The 16,740-nt window shown below is 65.4% G+C and carries 14 protein-coding genes; 4 read left to right on the top strand and 10 right to left on the bottom strand.

Features of this window, described 5'->3' with window-relative positions:
- Window positions 1-14: 14 nt before the first annotated feature.
- The 4 genes from EP380_RS06240 to EP380_RS06225 are packed head-to-tail and all read right to left on the bottom strand — an operon-like array spanning window position 15 to window position 3,922.
- Window positions 15-836: an ABC transporter permease gene (locus tag EP380_RS06240; RefSeq protein WP_127597420.1), complete on the bottom strand. Its 822-nt coding sequence runs from the start codon at window positions 834-836 to the stop codon at window positions 15-17.
- Window positions 833-1,681 carry an ABC transporter permease gene (locus tag EP380_RS06235; RefSeq protein ID WP_127597418.1) on the bottom strand — a complete coding sequence of 283 codons (849 nt, stop codon included), beginning with the start codon at window positions 1,679-1,681 and terminating at the stop codon, window positions 833-835. The genes EP380_RS06240 and EP380_RS06235 overlap by 4 nt, the downstream gene beginning before the upstream one ends.
- Before the next feature lie 4 nt (window positions 1,682-1,685).
- Window positions 1,686-2,801: an ABC transporter substrate-binding protein gene (locus EP380_RS06230; RefSeq protein ID WP_127597416.1), complete on the bottom strand. Its 1,116-nt coding sequence runs from the start codon at window positions 2,799-2,801 to the stop codon at window positions 1,686-1,688.
- Window positions 2,802-2,851: 50 nt separating this feature from the next.
- On the bottom strand, window positions 2,852-3,922 hold the full coding sequence (locus EP380_RS06225; protein ID WP_127597414.1) for an ABC transporter ATP-binding protein: 1,071 nt from the start codon (window positions 3,920-3,922) through the stop codon (window positions 2,852-2,854).
- A 129-nt stretch (window positions 3,923-4,051) separates the two neighbouring features.
- On the opposite strand from EP380_RS06225, the gene EP380_RS06220 reads away from it, so the two are divergent.
- Window positions 4,052-4,981, top strand: a complete 930-nt coding sequence (locus tag EP380_RS06220; RefSeq protein WP_127597412.1) for a LysR substrate-binding domain-containing protein — start codon at window positions 4,052-4,054, stop codon at window positions 4,979-4,981.
- A gap of 64 nt (window positions 4,982-5,045) precedes the next feature.
- Complete coding sequence (locus tag EP380_RS06215) at window positions 5,046-6,518, top strand: aldehyde dehydrogenase family protein (RefSeq protein ID WP_127597410.1); 1,473 nt, start codon at window positions 5,046-5,048, stop codon at window positions 6,516-6,518.
- 67 nt (window positions 6,519-6,585) lie between these two features.
- On the opposite strand, the gene EP380_RS06210 is transcribed toward EP380_RS06215, so the two are convergent.
- The 5 genes from EP380_RS06210 to EP380_RS06190 form a co-directional block, all read right to left on the bottom strand.
- On the bottom strand, window positions 6,586-8,028 hold the full coding sequence (locus EP380_RS06210) for an amidase (RefSeq protein ID WP_127597408.1): 1,443 nt from the start codon (window positions 8,026-8,028) through the stop codon (window positions 6,586-6,588).
- 130 nt (window positions 8,029-8,158) lie between these two features.
- Window positions 8,159-9,244 (bottom strand): Gfo/Idh/MocA family protein, encoded by a 1,086-nt coding sequence (locus EP380_RS06205; protein WP_127597406.1) that lies wholly within the window; start codon window positions 9,242-9,244, stop codon window positions 8,159-8,161.
- A gap of 89 nt (window positions 9,245-9,333) precedes the next feature.
- Window positions 9,334-10,509 (bottom strand): ABC transporter substrate-binding protein, encoded by a 1,176-nt coding sequence (locus EP380_RS06200; protein ID WP_127597404.1) that lies wholly within the window; start codon window positions 10,507-10,509, stop codon window positions 9,334-9,336.
- An 87-nt stretch (window positions 10,510-10,596) separates the two neighbouring features.
- Window positions 10,597-11,445, bottom strand: a complete 849-nt coding sequence (locus tag EP380_RS06195; RefSeq protein ID WP_106569721.1) for an ABC transporter permease — start codon at window positions 11,443-11,445, stop codon at window positions 10,597-10,599.
- A 12-nt stretch (window positions 11,446-11,457) separates the two neighbouring features.
- Window positions 11,458-12,276: an ABC transporter ATP-binding protein gene (locus tag EP380_RS06190; protein WP_106569722.1), complete on the bottom strand. Its 819-nt coding sequence runs from the start codon at window positions 12,274-12,276 to the stop codon at window positions 11,458-11,460.
- Between the two features lie 339 nt (window positions 12,277-12,615).
- Between EP380_RS06190 and EP380_RS06185 the strand changes: the two genes are divergently transcribed.
- Entirely contained in the window at window positions 12,616-13,563 is a 948-nt protein-coding gene (locus EP380_RS06185; RefSeq protein ID WP_106569723.1) for a MurR/RpiR family transcriptional regulator, read from the top strand.
- Between the two features lie 98 nt (window positions 13,564-13,661).
- On the top strand, window positions 13,662-15,440 hold the full coding sequence (locus EP380_RS06180; protein ID WP_127597555.1) for an NAD(P)/FAD-dependent oxidoreductase: 1,779 nt from the start codon (window positions 13,662-13,664) through the stop codon (window positions 15,438-15,440).
- A 27-nt stretch (window positions 15,441-15,467) separates the two neighbouring features.
- Here the strand turns inward: EP380_RS06180 and EP380_RS06175 are convergent, their stop codons facing one another.
- The gene (locus EP380_RS06175) at window positions 15,468-16,709 is read right to left on the bottom strand and encodes an amidohydrolase/deacetylase family metallohydrolase (protein WP_106569724.1); all 1,242 of its coding nucleotides are present in this window, start codon (window positions 16,707-16,709) and stop codon (window positions 15,468-15,470) included.
- Window positions 16,710-16,740: the final 31 nt, after the last annotated feature.

Genomic DNA, 16,740 nt, shown 5'->3' with positions numbered 1-16,740 from the left:
AGAGATGGCCGACGTCAATCGTCGGGGTCGAGGCGCCGCGCCCGCTCGGTCCGCTCGGCCAGTATCAGGCGCGCCACCATGACGATCAGGGTCAGCGCCACCATTGTCGTTGAGACCGAGGCGATCGCCGGGTCGAGGCTGTAGCGCAAGCCGTCCCAGATCCGCTTGGGCAGGGTGATGACGTCGAGCCCGCTGATGAACAGCGTCACCACAACCTCGTCCCAGGACATGAGGAAGGCCATGAAGAAGCTGGAGGCGAGGCCGAGACGCAGATTGGGTAGCAGGATGTCGTAGACGGCCCTGCCGACCGAGGCGCCGAGCGAACGGGCGGCGCGGAACATGGCCGGATCGATGCGATTATAGGCAACGAGCAGGGTGATGACCGAATAGGGCAACACCATCAACAGATGGCCGAAGGCGACGCCGGCGAAGCTGTCGAGCAAGCCCAATTGGGCGCCGAGATAATAAAACGACATCGCCGAAACGACCTGCGGCACGATGATCGGCAGCAAAACGACCCCGGTCAACAGCGTGCCGAAACGACGCCTGAGCCAGATCCCGGTGACGAACATCGCCGCCAGCAGGGTCGAGACCAGCGCCACCGTCGCCGCGATCGACAGGCTCTGCAGGATCGAGCCCAGCCAGGGATCGACCGTCAGCGCCTGGTAGTGGCGCAGCGACGGCCCGTTTTGCGGAAAGGCCAGATAACGCTGATCGCCGAAGGAGAGCGGGATGACGATCAGGATCGGCAAGAGCAGGAAGACGCAGGCAAGAACCAGGGCGAGCCGGCTGAGCAGCAGGCCCGGGCGCAAGCCGGAGTGACGACCCTGGCTCATTTCAGCCCTCCCACGATGTTCTTGAAGCCGAACAGGCGTCCGAAGATCAGCGCCGTGACCACCACCATGGCCATCAGCACGATGGCGAGCGTCGCGCCCATGCCCCAATTGGAAAGCTGGAACATCTGCAGATAGATATATTCGGCCAGCATCACGGCCCGGCCGCCGCCGAGCAGCGCCGGCGTGACGAAAGAACCCAGGGAAAAGATGAAGACGATGCCGGAGGCCGCCGCCATGCCGGGCAGCGTCAGCGGAAAGAAGATGTCGCGCAGCACCTGGCCCGGCGTGGCGCCCAGCGAACGGGCCGCGTTCAATACCCGGTCGTCGACCTCGCGGAAGGAATTGAGCATCGGCAGCACGGCGAACGGCACCATGAAATGCACCATGCCCAGCACCGCGCCGAACTCGTTGCGCACCAGCGGCAGCGGCGCCTCGATCAGGCCGAGCCACAGCAATGTCTGGTTGATGACCCCGTCGCCACGCAGCAGCACCAGCCAGGCAAAGGCGCGGATGAGCATCGACAGCCAGAACGAGACCAGCACGACCAGTTCGATCAGTTGCCGGCCGCGCGGCGTGGCGAAACGCCAGCGATATGCAATGAGATAGGCCAGCCCGACGCTGATCACGGTGGTCAGCAGACAGATGCGCAACGTGCGCCAGATCACTGTCTGCAGGCGTTGCGCTTCCAAAACCGCCGCATAATTCTGCACCCCCGGCTCGGGCAGGGTGAAACTCCAGCCCAGCACGCCCGCGGTCGGGACGACATATCCCAGCACCACGAGCACCGGCAGCGGCAGAATCAGGAAAACCCAGATTTTCAGGGTTTCGGAGGTCGGGCTGGCCATCAAGTCAGGCTCCGATCAGCGCGAGATAACGCTCCAGCGTCTCCCCGTAATGGTCCGCATGCCACTTGTTGTTGAGCAGGACCTGCTTGCTGAAATTTTCCGGCGAGGTGGGGTTGGCCAAAGCGAGTTCGGGCGACAAAAGATCGTTCGCCGCAGCGCTGACAGGCCCCATGGCATAGGCCTCCATCAGCTTGACCTGCACCTCGGGGCGCAGCGCGTAGGCGATGAAATCCATCGCCGCCTTGGCGCCGGCCGGATTGCCCTTGGGGACCATCCACACCGAGGGCGAGATGATGCCGCCGTCGAAGGTCCAGTCGACCCGCCCGCCGGTGTCTTCCTTGATCAGGGCCGCGCGCGTGTTCCAGACCTGCCCCATGGCGACCTCGCCGTCGCGCAGAAGCTGCTGCGATTCCGCACCGGTGGCCCAATGGGTCAGGATGTGCGGCAGCAATTCCTCGATCTTGGCCAGTGCGCGGTCGACGTCGAGCGGATAGAGCTCCTCCGGTGTCACGCCGTCGGCCAGCAGCGCGCATTCGAGATTGGCGCTCATCCAGCGGTACAAAGTACGCTTGCCGGGGAAGGTCTCGACATCCCAAAAATCCTTCCAGGAGGTCGGGCGGCGGTCGCCGAAGGCCTCGGTGTCGAAGGCAATGACGTAGGAATAGGTGTAGTTGGCCACGCCGTGGTCGTGCACGTCACCGAAATCGATCAGCGACTTGTCGATCACGTCGTAGTCCAGCGCCTCGAGCAATTCGTCACGGCCGAGGCGGTAGGCGGAATACATCTCGCCGTCGCACACGTCCCAACGCACCGCGCCGCTGTTGACCTGGGTCTTGACCGCGCCCTCGGAGGGCCCGCTGCCATCGACCAGAAGCTCCAGGCCCGACGCCTCGCCGAAGCCCGCATAGGCTTTCTGGAACCCCGGCACAGCGTCGCCGCCCCAGTTCACGACCACCACGCGCCCTGTGTCGGCGTGCGCGCGCCGCGCCGCGCCCATCACGGCACTGCCCATCAGCGCCGCCAGGCCGGCATTGAAGCCGCGGCGGCTGAGGCGACCGCGCTTCATGCGCTCGGCCGCGACCATCAGCGCGTCCTCCAAAAATTCCTGCTTTTCCTTCATGTCCTGTCTCCTCTCTTTGATCGTTCGCGGTCGCCCTGTCGGCTCCCGCTTCATTCGGTCATGACGTGACCGCTCTCCTCGGGCCAGTGGCACCAGACCGCCATGCCGGCGGCGAGCCGCGCGGCGAGCGGATCGGTGACCGCCAGCCGTGCATCGAGCGCCAGCCCGTCCTCGGCCTCGAGCTGAAGGATGAGATGCGTACCCTGATAGGTGATGGTGGTGACGGTGGCCGGAAGCGCGTTGCCGTCGGGTTGCGTTTCGCTGAGGCCCATGCGTTCGGGGCGCAACGCCAGCCAGCCCTGCGCCCCCGGCGCGACCTCCTCGCGCACCCGCAGCCGGCGGGTTCCGGAAAGACAGATCGTGACATCGCCCTCGCGCGCCTCGGCGCGGACCGGAATCAGATTCATGTCGCCGAGGAAATTGGCCACGAACCGGTTGGCCGGCCGGTCGTAGACTTCCTGCGGCGTGCCGATCTGCTCGACCCGGCCCTGGTTGAAGACCACGATCCGATCCGACAGCGCCAACGCCTCTTCCTGGTCGTGGGTGACGAACAAAAAGGTGGTGCCGAAATCGCGGTGCAACCTGGCCAGTTCCTGCTGCATCTCCTGACGCAAACGCCGGTCCAACGCCGAAAGCGGCTCGTCGAGCAGCAACATTTTCGGCCGGAAGATCAAGGCCCGCGCCAGCGCGACGCGCTGCTGCTGGCCGCCGGACAGGCGTGCCACCGGCCTGTCGGCCATCGCCGCCAGGCCGACCCGCTCGAGCACCTCGCGCACGCGCGTGTCGGCTTCCGCGCCGGCGACGCGCCGGATCTTCAGCGGATAGGCGACATTCTGCGCCACGGTCATGTGGGGAAACAGCGCATACCCCTGAAAGACCACGCCGAAATCGCGCTTTTCCGGCGGCAGGCCGGTAATGTCGCGCCCCTCCAAGAGAACACGGCCGCGATTGAGGTCGATAAAGCCGGCCAGCGCCATCAACGTGGTGCTCTTGCCAGAGCCAGACGGGCCGAGAAAGGTCAGGAACTCCCCTTCCCGGATTGTCAGCGACACGTCGTCCAGAGCCGCGATACGGCCGTAGATTTTGCCGAGCCCGTCCAGTTTCACGAAAGGCGCAGTCATCGAATGGGGGCTTCCCTTGATCCGTCCATAGGTTTGTCCTATCCATGTTCGTGAGTCATGCTCACATCAAGCGAAAATTTTTCGTGCGTTTATGTGAGTTTTTGTCAAAAATGATGATTTGCGCCCGGAATGACCCATCCCCCCTCCCTGACCGCATTGCGCGCGTTCCACGCTGTCGGCCGGCAGGGCTCGGTCGGCCGTGCCGCACAGACGCTGAACGTGACGCACAGCGCGGTAAGCCATCAGGTGCGCAGGCTCGAGGAGGAGTTGGACTGCAAGCTGCTCGAACGCAGCGGCAGCGGTGCCGAACTTACCCAGGCAGGGCGCGAGTTGATGCGCCAGATTGGCCCGGCCTTCGAGATCCTGGACAATCTGCAGTTCAGCGCACCGGAGGACAATGAGCCGCGCGTCCTGCGGATTGCCTGCGCGCCGGGGCTGTTGTCGCGGATCGCCACCATGCTCGACCGCTTCCTGGTCCACAGCAGCGCGATCTCGCTGCGGCTTCTGCCGCTGAGCGAGGCGCGCGAAGACGAGGTCGACCTGATCATCACCTTCGGCGATTCCCGCTTCGAGGGGTCTCGGCTCGCCATGCTGGGCAACATTCAGTATTTTCCGGTCTGCAGCCCGCGGCTGCTCAATCAGGGCGAACCGCTGCGCCGGCCGCGGGATCTGGCCAAACATGTCCTGATCCATGAACTGAGCCGAACCGACTGGTCGCGCTATTTTCTGGCCGCCGGGCTCAGCGGACTGACCAGCGCCAAGAACCTGTATCTGCCGGACGCCTATCTCACGCTGCATGCCGCCATCAACGGTGTCGGGATCGCCATCAGCGACACGATCCTTGCCGGCGGGGCCCTGCAACGCGGACAGCTCGTACGGCTGTTCGACGTGGAGGTGCCGGCTCCGCATCCCTATTTCATCATCACCCCCGCGCGGCGCGAATCGCCTCTTGCCTGGGCCTTTGTAGAGTGGCTGCAGCGCGAGATCGACGTGCTGTCGAACCGCAACACCGCCTTTAACCTGCCCTCACCGCGCTTCATCGATCACGGCCCGGACTGAGCACCCGACGCCGGACCAAGCCTGGCCGCCGAACCGCGGTTCATGCCCATCCAAAGGAGACTTCATGCCGCACCATCTCTTCATCGACGGCGCCTTCCGCGCGCCGCGCAGCGGAACCTATCTCGACGTCGTCGATCCGGCGCGCGAAGAGCGCTTCGCGCAGGTTCCCGCCGGCAATGGCGAGGATATCGACGACGCCGTGCGGGCCGCGCGCAAAGCCTTCGACGACGGTCCATGGCCCCGTCTGACGGGCGCCCAGCGGGCACAATATCTGCGCGCCATCGCCGCCGGGATCCGGGCCCGCGCCGACGATCTGACCGCGCTGGAAACCCGCGACAACGGCAAACCCCTGCCGGAGGCGGCCTGGGACATCGACGATGCGGCGGGGTGTTTCGAGTTTTACGCAGAACTGGCAGCGCGCTTCGACGGCGAACAGGAAGAGCCGGTGCAGCTCGGCGATACGCGTTTCACCGCACTTGCCAGGCGCGAGCCGGTGGGGGTCGCGGCCGCGATCATTCCGTGGAACTTCCCGCTGCTGATGGCCGCCTGGAAGGCCGCGCCGGCGCTGGCGGCGGGCTGTACCATGGTGCTGAAACCCTCCGAGCTGACGCCGCTCAGCGCACTGGAGCTGGGCCGGATCGTCGCCGAGGCCGGCGTGCCGGCCGGCGTGCTCAACATTGTCACCGGCACCGGCGCCGAAGCGGGCGCGCCTTTGACGGCACATCCGATGGTCGACAAGATCGCGTTTACCGGGTCGGTGCCGACCGGCGGCGCAATCATGCGCGCCGCCGCCCGCGACATCAAAAACATCTCGCTGGAGCTCGGCGGCAAATCCGCCTTCATCGTCTTCGACGACGCCTCGATCGAGGCCGCGGTGGAATGGATCCTGTTCGGCATATTCTGGAACCAGGGCGAAGTCTGTTCGGCGACCTCGCGGCTCCTGGTGCAGGAAGGGCTCTACGAGCGTTTGATGGAGCGCCTGGTGGACGAGGCGCGCCGGATCCCGATCGGAGCGGGCGACCGCGAGGGCGTGCTGCTCGGCCCGCTGGTCAGCGAGGGGCAGTTCCGCAAGGTTCTGGGCGCGATCGAGCGCGGCCGCGAACAAGGCGCAAAACTACTGTGCGGCGGCCGGGCGGAAGGCTTCGACAAGGGCTATTTCGTGGCGCCGACCATTCTGTGCGACGTGCCGCTCGACAGCGACGCCTGGCGCGAGGAGATTTTCGGTCCGGTTCTGGCCGTGCGCCGCTTCGCCACCGAGGACGAGGCGGTGGCACTCGCCAACGACAGCCGCTTCGGCCTGGCCGCGGCGGTGATGAGCCAGGACCGGGATCGCGCCGCGCGCGTGGCGCGCGCGCTGCGCGCGGGCATCGTGTGGGTGAATTGTTCGCAGCCGACCTTCACCGAGGCGCCCTGGGGCGGCTACAAACAGTCGGGCATCGGCCGCGAGCTCGGTCGCTGGGGGTTCGAAAACTATCTCGAAACCAAGCAGATCACCGAATTCACCAGTGCCGAACCCTGGGGCTGGTATCTGAAATGAGGCCCTCTCGGGCGCGTCGAGGCTCTCGTCATGCCGGCGACCGCAAAGCGGCCGCCGGCCAAGGCAATCAGGCGCCGAGCGGCGGGCGCCGGTCGCGCCAGGCCATGGCCTCCTCGAGCTGTGCGGAGACGGCCAAAACGGTGGCCTCGTCGCCGTAGCGGCCGACAAGCTGGACGCCGATCGGAATCGTCTCTTCAGACCAGGCCAGCGGCAGCGAGATCGCAGGCTGGCCGGAAATGTTGAAGGGGAAGGCAAAGGCGGAATCGGCCCATTTGGCGTTGTAGCGGTCGATGTCGGGTTCGGACATGTCGTAATAGCCGACCGGGCGCGGCAATTGCGTCAGGGTCGGCGTGACGAACAGGTCGAACGGCTGCAACTGGCCGACGATCGCACGCCCGATCTGGCGCATCCCCTCGACATCGGTGATGTGCTTGGTGGCGCTGGTGGCGCGGCCGCGCTCGATGATCGCCCAGGTGACAGGCTCGACATCGGCCGGCGTGACGGGACGGCCGACCGCGGGCTCCAGCCAGTCGAACATGGCCGCGGTCTGCACGCAGGTCATGTCGGTATAGGTCCTCCAGGCCGCGTCGCCGTCGAGGTCGAGATCGCATTCCTCGACCTGATGGCCGAGCCCTTCCAGCGTCGCAACGGTGTTCAGCACAGCGGCCCTGACCTGCGGGTCGACGGCCGTACCGTTGGGCGGGGTCACCGAATAGGCGATCCGCAGTTTTTTCGGCGTGCGCCGCGACAAGTCCAGCCAGCTCTCGGCCGGCACCGGCGGCGTATAGGGATCGCCCGGCAGGGCGCCGGCAACGGCATCGAGATAGGCGGCGGTGTCGCGCACGGAGCGCGTACAGCACAGGAAATAGGCGCCGCCGTACCAGTAGTCGCCGAGCGGGGCCAGCGTCACACGGCCGCGCGAGGGCTTCAGCCCGACAATGCCGCAGCACGAGGCGGGAATGCGGATCGAGCCGGCGCCGTCGCTCGCCTCGGCGATCGGCACCATGCGCGAGGCGACCGCAGCGGCGGTGCCGCCGCTCGACCCGCCGGGCGTGACCTCCTCGTTCCAGGGATTGACGGTCGGGCCGTACAGCTTCGGCTCGGTGGCGATCGACCAGCCGTTTTCGGGCGCGTTCGACTTGCCGACCAAAACCAGCCCGGCGCGCTTGATGCGCCCGACGACCTCGCTGTCGGCAGGCGCGACGACGTCCTTGAAATAGGCGGAGGAATTGGTGACCGGCGCGCCCTCCCAGGACGAGGCCAGCTCCTTCAGAAGGTAAGGCACGCCGGCGAAAGGCGCGGCCGTGTCGACGCTCTCGGCGCGCGCGCGGCCCATGTCGTATAGCCGATGGACGACCGCGTTGAGGCGCGGATTGAGGCGCTCGATCTGCGTGACCGCCGCCTCGACCAGTTCGGCCGGCGAAACCTCCTTCTTGTGCACAAGCTCCGCCAGACCGAGCGCGTCGGACTCGGTGTAGGTCTCAAGCAGGGATTCGGTGACTGTCGGCATGTCGTATCCTCCTGTCGAAAGAAAGTGACGCCCGGGCACGCGCAGTCGCCGCCGCATCGAGCGTGCGGACGGGCGGAACGGTTGCGGGTCGAAAGCCGGCCGCCGGGCCCTTGACCCGGCGGCGACGGCGTCAGGAAAGCTCGATGGCGCGGCCTTCCTCGATGCTCTGCTCGGCGGCGAGCACGATGCGCAGGGAGTTGACGGCGGCGTCCATGGATTCCGACAGATCCAGATCCTCGCGGATGGCGCGCAGGAGGAATGCCTGTTCGCGATCGCAAAGCTCCTGGTGGCCGGGTTCGTCCTCCATGCTTAGGATTTCGTCTTTCTTGACGAAATTCTTGTCGTCATCGACATCGGCATAGTGGATCTTGATGGCATTGGTCTTGGTATGCTGATCGATATCGGCCGAATTCGACAATTCGTCGGCCTGCTTGTCGTTTTCCGACTGACCGGCGACGATGGAGACCGCGCCTTTGGGGCCGACCACGTCCTTCACGAAATAGGCGATCTCGCTCATCATCGGGCCCCAACCGGCCTCGTACCAGCCGACCGAACCGTCGTCGAAAGTGACGTGGAGATGACCGTAATTCTGCTTGGCGGCGTCCGCCCACAATTTGGCGCCGATCCCGTGGACACGCACCGGCTTGGCGCCGGTCAACTGGCACATGACGTCGACATAATGCACGCCGCAATCGACGATCGGAATCAGGGAATCGATCAGGTTCTTGTGCCACGACCAGGCCGGGCCGCTGCTTTGCTGGTTGAGGTTGAGGCGCATGACCAGCGGCTTGCCGAGGGTCCGGCCCTTCTCGATGAAGGTGATCCAGGACGGGTGCACGCGCAGGATATAGCCCAGCACCAGCTTGCGGTTTTTCTCGCGCGCCTTGGCGACGACCTTTTCGGCGTCGGCGATATTGGTGGCGATCGGCTTTTCCATGAAGACGTGGCAACCGGCATCCATCGCCTTGAGCGCATATTCGGCGTGCGTGTTCGGCCAGGAATTGATCGAGACGACATCCGGCTTGGCGTCGCGGAGTGCTGCGTCGAAATCCTCGAACAGCGGATAGCCGGCAAGCTCATCGGGGATCGTCTTGCCCTTGATCGACCGGCTCATCAGACCGACGATCTCATAGCCGTCGAGCCGATGGTAGGCGCTGGCATGCGACGCCCCCATATTGCCGAGGCCGACCACCAGAACCTTCAGTTTTTCAGGCACTGCGCCCTCCCTAGATGTTGTTCGTGACCTGTCGCACGGGCGGCCCCTCCAGGCCGCCCGCCATGTCCTTCAAAAGCGCCTCGTCAGGGCTAGATCGCGTCGTCGAACATCTGCGACTTGATCTTATCGACGTCGAGCCCGGCGAAATCGGCCGACAATTCGTAGGCGTCAGCGTCGGCCTTGACCTTGGCGTGGTCGAACTCGTTGGCCGGGCCGATCAGCGCGTTGGAGCACACCTCCTCGGCCTTCACCGGATCGGAAATCTGACCGATCTCGTGGATCTGGTCGAAGAAGGCCTGCCAGCTCGACATGTCGTGCCAGCCCCAACCCTCGCGCTTGTCCATGTCGCCGCGGAAGACGTTGATCTGCTGCAGGATCGACGACGTGCCGAGTTCGGGCCCGGTGTTCTTGGCGAAGGTCGGAAACTGTTCGAAGACGGCCTCGACCGCCGCGCGCGGGTTCTGGTAGCCGAATTCGAGCCCCATCGCCCAGGCGCGCAGGTATTTTTCCAGAAAGGCCACGCGATCGGGATCCTCCAGATCGGCGCTGCGTACCACGAAGGTGTTGGCCGGCAGGTTGGAGTTCTGGACGCCGAGCCAGTAGTCGAATTCGAGGCCGGTGGCGATCCATTCCGCGCGCAGTCCCTCCCAGGCGAGCGCCGCGTCGCCCTGGCCGCCGGCGAGCGCCGTGCCCCAGGTGGGCCAGCCGGCCTCGACATATTCGACCTTGGAAATGTCAACGCCCTGGGCTGCCAGCATCGGATCGACGATCGCCTGCCAGGCGGCCGAGCCGAGCAGCATGGTCTTGCCCTCGAGCTGCTTGAGGTCTGACACGCCCTCGCCCTTGCGGAAGGCGATGGAGAACGTGTCGCGCGCGCCCATGTGGAACACCGACTTGAGCTTCATGCCGTTTTGCAGCGCGAAGGAAAACACGCCGGGCGAGGGAAAGCCCATGTCGGCCTGGCCGACATCGACGAATTTCACCGTCGCCGTACCGTCGGACGGGCCGGGCTGCATCTCGGTGTCGAGACCGTCGAAATAGCCCATCTTCTTGGCGATCCAGTAGGGATAGTCGTCGAGCACCTCGAGCGTGCCGCGCGGCGAGATCCAGGTGAACGTGTCATAGGGCTCGGCGCGTGCCGGCGTTAGATAGCCGGCGGCGCCAAGAGCCGTGGCGGTGACCACGCCTTTGCCCGTGACCTGCAGAAAATGACGGCGGCTGATGCCCGCCTGCATGTTTAGAATGGACGGTTTTTTTCCGGTCATTGCGCTCTTCCCTCTGCGGTTAAGCCTGTGTGGTCTGTCATCGACGCCCGTCAGGCCTTCGGGCGCCGTATCGTCCTGGTCCGGCCCCTAGGCTTCCCAGCTCGCCCACTTCTTCCCGATCAGGAAAAAGAGCACGTAGATCAGGATGCCGAGCGTCGAGAGGATGAGAACCACGGCGAAGAACTGCGGCATCTGGATCATCGAGGAATAGGTCGTCAGGCGATTGCCCAGACCGAACCCGCCGCCGACCATCTCCGCGCCGACCGCCGTCAGCAGACCGAAGATGGCGCCGATCATCAGCCCGACAAGGATCATCGGCAGCGCCATCGGCGCGCGGATTTTCCAGAAGATCTGCAGCGTGCTGGCACCGTAGGAGCGCGCCAGGGCAATCTTGGCGTTGTCGACGCGCCGAAAGCCTGTGGCGGCGTTGATCATCACCATCGGCCCGGAGGCGAGCGCGACGGCGATGATGCGCGGCTCGTAGCCGAAGCCGAAGCGCAGGATAAGAAGCGGCACCAGCGCCAGCATCGGGGTCGTGACCAGAAGCAAGATGTAAGGTGCCACGATCTTTTCGGCGAAGGGGAACTGGGTGATCACCGCCGCCAGGACGAGGCCGATGGTGGCGCCGATGGCGAAGCCGCCGAAAAGCTCGACCAGCGTGTGCAGCAAATGCGGGAAAATCAGCGGGAAGTCGCCGACCAGCGCCACCGCGATCGCGCTCGGCGTGGGCATGATATAAGGCGGCACCTCGAAAACGCGCAACGCCAGCTCCACCCCGCCGACGACGAAGACCGCGACCGCGATGATGGCGACGACTTCGGCCGTCGACTTGATGCCGACGCCGCCCGACAGAGCCGACAGGTTGGTCAGGCTGACCTCGCCGCCCTCGCCCGAAGCGGTCTTGCGGAATTCAGGTATAGCGTCTGATCGATCCACCGATACCGCTCCCTAATCGATGCGTTCCTGCTGCGGCTTGACCTGCGGCGCGGCAGCCTTGCGCCCGCCGACGATCTCCATCTTGATGGCGTTGGTCAGATCGAAGACCTCCTTCGTCGCCATCACCTCCATCGAGCGCGGGCGCTCGAACGGCACCGCGAACTCGCGCGCCACGCGGCCAGGGCGGCCGCTCAAGACCACCACGCGGTCCGACAGGAAGATCGCTTCCTCGATGCTGTGGGTGATGAAGACGATGGTCGTATGGGTCTCGAGCCAAATTTCCTCGACCAGCCGGTTCATCTCCTCGCGGGTGAAGCTGTCGAGCGCGCCGAAAGGCTCGTCCATCAACAGCACCGATGGCCGTAACGACAGCGCGCGCACCATCGCCGCACGCTGCTGCATCCCGCCCGACAATTCGCGCGGAAACTTGCCGCCGAAACCTTCGAGACCGACACGCCGGAGCAGATGGTCGACCCAGGGCTGGTCGGGCTTGATGCGCTTGATCTCGAAGGGAAAGCGGATATTGGCGTCGAGATCGCGCCACGGCAAAAGATTGGCTTCCTGGAAGACGAGGCCGATGTCGGGATGCGGGCCCGTGATCGGCGTGCCATCGAGCAGGATCTCGCCGCCCGACAGCCGGTGCAGGCCCGACATCGACCACAACAAGGTGGTCTTGCCGCAACCGGAAGGGCCGACGATCGACACGATCTCGTTGGCGCGCACGTCCAGGCTGCACCGGTCGAGCGCGAGAAGGTCGCCCGATGCGGTGGCATAGACCTTCGATGCCGCATCGACACGCAGCTTCGGGGTTTGTGCATCGCCTGCCGTCATTCGCCCCTCGGATCGTTTTCGGCGACCCCGAAGATCGACCGCTCATCCATTAAAATCAGTCTGTAACTATCCTACTTTTCTGTCAAGGCACTGGTCGGGCCAATGGATGAATTGGACCAATCAAACCTCCTCAACGCTATATTTTCAGGGGTTTTTACAAATCAGAAAGTGTGTTAGTTTCCTACATAACTACCGAAAACACCCCGTTTGGACCGGGTGACGCCGTGGAGCGAGCGAGAACAGCGTGACGGGTTCGAGGGGATTGTCCGCCGTGGATGCGGCATGGTTTTGGACCGGGCGCTCTTGGACCGCCGGCACCAGGCAGAAGAGGTAGCGCCTATGGTCGAGACAGCGCGCGGAAGCCGGAGGGCCAGCCAGGCTGTGGCCGACGAGGACCATCAAGCCAAGCCGATTCCAGACATTATTTCGCAGATCAAGGATTCCTACGGCGACCTGCGTCCGGCGGAGCGGCGCGTGGCCGACGCCGTTCTCGAGGACGTGAAATTCGCGGTCGACGCCTCCAACGCCGACCTCGCGCGCCGCGCCGAGGTGAGCGAGCCGACGGTGACACGGTTCTGCCGCGCGATCGGCTGCGAGGGCGTGCGCGACTTCAAGCTGAAGCTCGCCCAAAGCCTGGTCGTCGGCGCGCTCTACCTGTCGAAGCCGCCCGCAACATCGACGGGCAACGGCATGCCGTTCTGGAGCGCAGTGTTCGGCCAGGCCAGACAGGCCCTTCAGGAGGCGGAACGGCAACTCGACCCGGCCAGCCTGCAGCAGGCGGCCGAGTTCATAGCCAAGGCGCGCCAGGTGACCGTGTTCGGCCTAGGCGGCAGTTCGTCGGCGCTCGCGCAGGAAACCCAATACCGGCTGTTCCGCTACGGCGTGGCGGTGAGCGCGCACAGCGATCCCTATCTGATGCGCATGACGGCCTCGACGCTGAAACCCGACGATCTTGCGATCGCGATTTCGGCGACAGGGCGCACGCGCGAGGTGATCGAGGCGATCGAGCTTGCCAAGCACTACCGGGCCAAGACCGTGTGCATCACCGCGCCCGGCAGCGGACTGGCGCGCGCCTGCGACGTCGCGCTCGCCGTCGCCGTGCCGGAATATCCCGACACGCTGAAGCCGACGGCCTCGCGCTTCGCCTTTCTGGCGGCGATCGACCTGATGGCGGTCGCGGCCGGCTACAAGCTCGGCGAGAGCGCGCAGGAGAACCTGCGGCGCATCAAATATAACGTGCTGACCCACCGCGGCGGCAAGGATGTGATGGAACCCCTGGGCGACTAGGGCCAAGGGGCCGTTACGCCCCTCACCCGCCACAGTCCGCCGTTTCTACCAGCGACCGCAAAATCCAGCGCGCCACGCGAATCCGAGGAGGAGGCATGATGCTCGACGCCGCACCAACCCAGCAGGCGGCCAACTGGCTGCGATCCTTGTCCGCCGCGCTCGAGGCGCGCGACCCGGATGCGGCGGCGGCGCTGTTCCTGGACACATGCTACTGGCGCGACCTGCTGAGCTTCACCTGGAACATCAAAACGATGGAAGGGCGTGCGGCCGTGCGCGCGATGCTCGCGGCCACGCTTGTGCAAACGCGGCCGCATAGCTGGCGGCTGGAGGGCGATGCGGAGAGCGCGGAGGGCGTGGTGGAAGCGCATTTCAGCTTCGAGACGCAGGTCGCCCACGGCAAGGGCGTCTTGCGGCTGCGCGACGGGCGCTGCCACACGCTGTTCACGATGACGACCGACCTCAAGGGCCACGAGGAAAAGACTGGCCGCACGCGCGAACTCGGTGTGCGCCACAAGGCCGATCCGAGCCGCGAGACCTGGTCCGAAGCACGGGCGCGCGAACAGGCGACGCTCGGCCACACCGAAGAGCCCTACTGCCTGATCATCGGCGGCGGACAGGGCGGCATCGCGCTCGGCGCGCGGCTGAAGCAACTCGGCGTGCCAACCATTATCGTGGAGAAGAATGCGCGCGCCGGCGATTCTTGGCGCAACCGCTACCGGACGCTCGTGCTGCACGACCCGGTCTGGTACGATCACCTGCCCTACATCCCCTTCCCCGCGCACTGGCCCGTCTTCACGCCCAAGGACAAGATGGGCGACTGGCTGGAAATGTATGCCAAGGTGATGGAGCTCAATTACTGGGACTCCACAAGCTGTGTCAGCGCGGCCTATGACGATACCGAAAAGGTCTGGACGGTCGAACTCGAACGCGCCGGCGAACGGATCGTCGTCAAACCGCGCCAACTCGTGTTCGCCACCGGCGCCTACGGCCCGCCGCGCCGCATCGCGCTTGCCGGCGCCGAGCGTTTCAAGGGTCAGGTCCTGCATTCCAGCGACTATGCTGGCGGCACACCGTTCAAGGGCCGCAAATGCGCGGTGATCGGGGCGGCGAGTTCCGGTCACGACGTCTGCGTCGACCTTTGGGAAAGCGGAGCCGAGGTGACCATGGTCCAGCGCTCGCCGACCACCGTGGTCAAGTCCGACACGATGATGGAGATGGCGTTCGATATCTATTCGGAGGACGCGCTCGATCGCGGCATGACGACGGAGGCGGCCGACATGCTGGTGGCCTCCACCCCGTTCGCCCTGCTGCCCGAAAGCCAGAAGGCGCTGTGGGACGAGATCAGGCAGCGCGACGCGGCGTTTTACGACAGGCTGGCGGCGACCGGCTTTGCGATCGATTTCGGCGAGGACGAGACCGGGCTGATGATGAAGGCGTATCGCACCGGTTCGGGTTATTACATCGATGTCGGCGCGAGCGACCTGATCATCGACGGCGAAATCGGCATACGCAGCGGCAAGCAGATCAAGGCACTGAGCGAAAACGGCATCCTGTTCGAGGACGGCGAAGAGCTGGCGGCCGACGCGATCATCCTGTGCACCGGCTATCACTCCATGCACGAGACCGTGGCGCAGATCGTCTCGCGCGAGGTCGCCGACAGCATCGGACCGTGCTGGGGCCTGGGATCGGGCGTGAAAAACGATCCCGGCCCGTGGCAGGGCGAATTGCGCAATATGTGGAAACCCACGCCGCAGGAGGCGCTGTGGTTCCATGGCGGCAATCTGGCGCTGTCGCGGTTTTATTCCAAGATCGTCGCCCTGCAGATCAAGGCGCGGATGGAAGGCATCGACACGCCGGTCTACCGGGACCCGGCATAAAGACCGCCTGCAACGATGCGCCGCCCCTCAATGCCGGCAATAGGGGCGGCCGAAATGCGCGACCACCAGATCGGTATGGGTGTGACGCGGTTTGGCCCCGTTTGCGGCCAGCTCGGCCGGGGAACGGATTTCGTCATTGGGCAGCCAAGCGCCGCCGGCAACGATGCCGCGCGAGACCAGCCGCTCGGTGGCCGTCAGCGTGTTGCCGACGGAATCGGTGAAAGTGACGTCGCCCGGCTCGAGCGCCAGCACGCTGAGATCGCCCGGCCCGCCGACGGCCACCCGGCCGAGATCCGGGCGTCCGATCGCGTCGGCGGGGGTCTGGGTGGTGGCGCGGACGATCTCGGTCAGCGGCATGCCGAGCGCCATCAGTTTCGACATGCACACCAGAAGATCGAAGGCCGGCCCGTCGACGCACAGAAGATGGACATCGCTGCTGATCACGTCGGGCAGCATTCCACCGGCCAGCATGGTGCGCGCGACCTCGAAATCGAACGAGCCCATGCCGTGGCCGATATCGAAGATGACGCCGCGCTCGCGCGCCAGGCGCATATCGGCCTTGATCTCGCCGGCGCCGTTGACCGGCGCGTTCGGGAACGGGCGAAAGCAATGGGTGAGCACGTCGCCGCGCCGCAGACGCTCGAGCACTTCGAGGCGACCGGGCGGCGGTTCGTCGATATGCGCCATCACCGGCAGGCCGACCCGGTCGGCGGTCTCCATCGCCAGTTCCAACGGCGCGATGCCGCTGGTGCCGCCGGCAATACGGCCGGTGCGCACCTTCATGCCGACGATCACATCCTCGTGCTCACGCGCACAGGCGACCGCCTCGCGCGGGTCGCACAGGCGCAGGTCGGCGCACTCGCCGACCATCAGGCGGTTGGAAAACCCAAAAATGCCGGCGAAGGAAATGTTGAGATAGGCCACGATGCGCACCTTGGCGCGTTCCATCACGTGACTGCGAAAACCGAGAAAATTGCCAGCCCCGGCGCTACCGGCATCGACATAGGTGGTGGTGCCGCTCGGGGCCGCCAGCCGGTCGGCGTTGACGCCCAAGGACGTGCCGCCCCAATAGACGTGACTGTGCAGGTCGATCAGCCCCGGGGTGACAAGGCATCCCCCCGCGTCGACGACGCGGGCCGCGCCGTCCACGGGCAGTCCTGCGCCGATCGCGGCCACCCGCCCCTGAGCGACGCCGACATCCAAGACGGCATCGACGCCGCGACTGGGATCGATCAGCCGACCACCCCGCACAAGCACGTCAAAAGACATCAGCCAACCGCTCCCGTTCGCGCTTCCATGG

Source organism: Nitratireductor alexandrii, assembly GCF_004000215.1.
Lineage (GTDB): Bacteria > Pseudomonadota > Alphaproteobacteria > Rhizobiales > Rhizobiaceae > Mangrovimarina > Mangrovimarina alexandrii.
The sequence above is the reverse complement of the archived record's forward strand: the minus strand, read 5'-3'. Positions and strand labels throughout refer to the sequence as shown.

Excerpts from the sequence above, each read along its gene's own strand:
- EP380_RS06240 (WP_127597420.1), bottom strand. The coding sequence starts at position 836 with ATGAGCCAGGGTCGTCACTCCGGCTTGCGCCCGGGCCTGCTGCTCAGC.
- EP380_RS06235 (WP_127597418.1), bottom strand. The coding sequence starts at position 1,681 with ATGGCCAGCCCGACCTCCGAAACCCTGAAAATCTGGGTTTTCCTGATT.
- EP380_RS06230 (WP_127597416.1), bottom strand. The coding sequence starts at position 2,801 with ATGAAGGAAAAGCAGGAATTTTTGGAGGACGCGCTGATGGTCGCGGCC.
- EP380_RS06225 (WP_127597414.1), bottom strand. The coding sequence starts at position 3,922 with ATGACTGCGCCTTTCGTGAAACTGGACGGGCTCGGCAAAATCTACGGC.
- EP380_RS06220 (WP_127597412.1), top strand. The coding sequence starts at position 4,052 with ATGACCCATCCCCCCTCCCTGACCGCATTGCGCGCGTTCCACGCTGTC.
- EP380_RS06215 (WP_127597410.1), top strand. The coding sequence starts at position 5,046 with ATGCCGCACCATCTCTTCATCGACGGCGCCTTCCGCGCGCCGCGCAGC.
- EP380_RS06210 (WP_127597408.1), bottom strand. The coding sequence starts at position 8,028 with ATGCCGACAGTCACCGAATCCCTGCTTGAGACCTACACCGAGTCCGAC.
- EP380_RS06200 (WP_127597404.1), bottom strand. The coding sequence starts at position 10,509 with ATGACCGGAAAAAAACCGTCCATTCTAAACATGCAGGCGGGCATCAGC.
- EP380_RS06190 (WP_106569722.1), bottom strand. The coding sequence starts at position 12,276 with ATGACGGCAGGCGATGCACAAACCCCGAAGCTGCGTGTCGATGCGGCA.
- EP380_RS06185 (WP_106569723.1), top strand. The coding sequence starts at position 12,616 with ATGGTCGAGACAGCGCGCGGAAGCCGGAGGGCCAGCCAGGCTGTGGCC.
- EP380_RS06180 (WP_127597555.1), top strand. The coding sequence starts at position 13,662 with ATGCTCGACGCCGCACCAACCCAGCAGGCGGCCAACTGGCTGCGATCC.
- EP380_RS06175 (WP_106569724.1), bottom strand. The coding sequence starts at position 16,709 with ATGTCTTTTGACGTGCTTGTGCGGGGTGGTCGGCTGATCGATCCCAGT.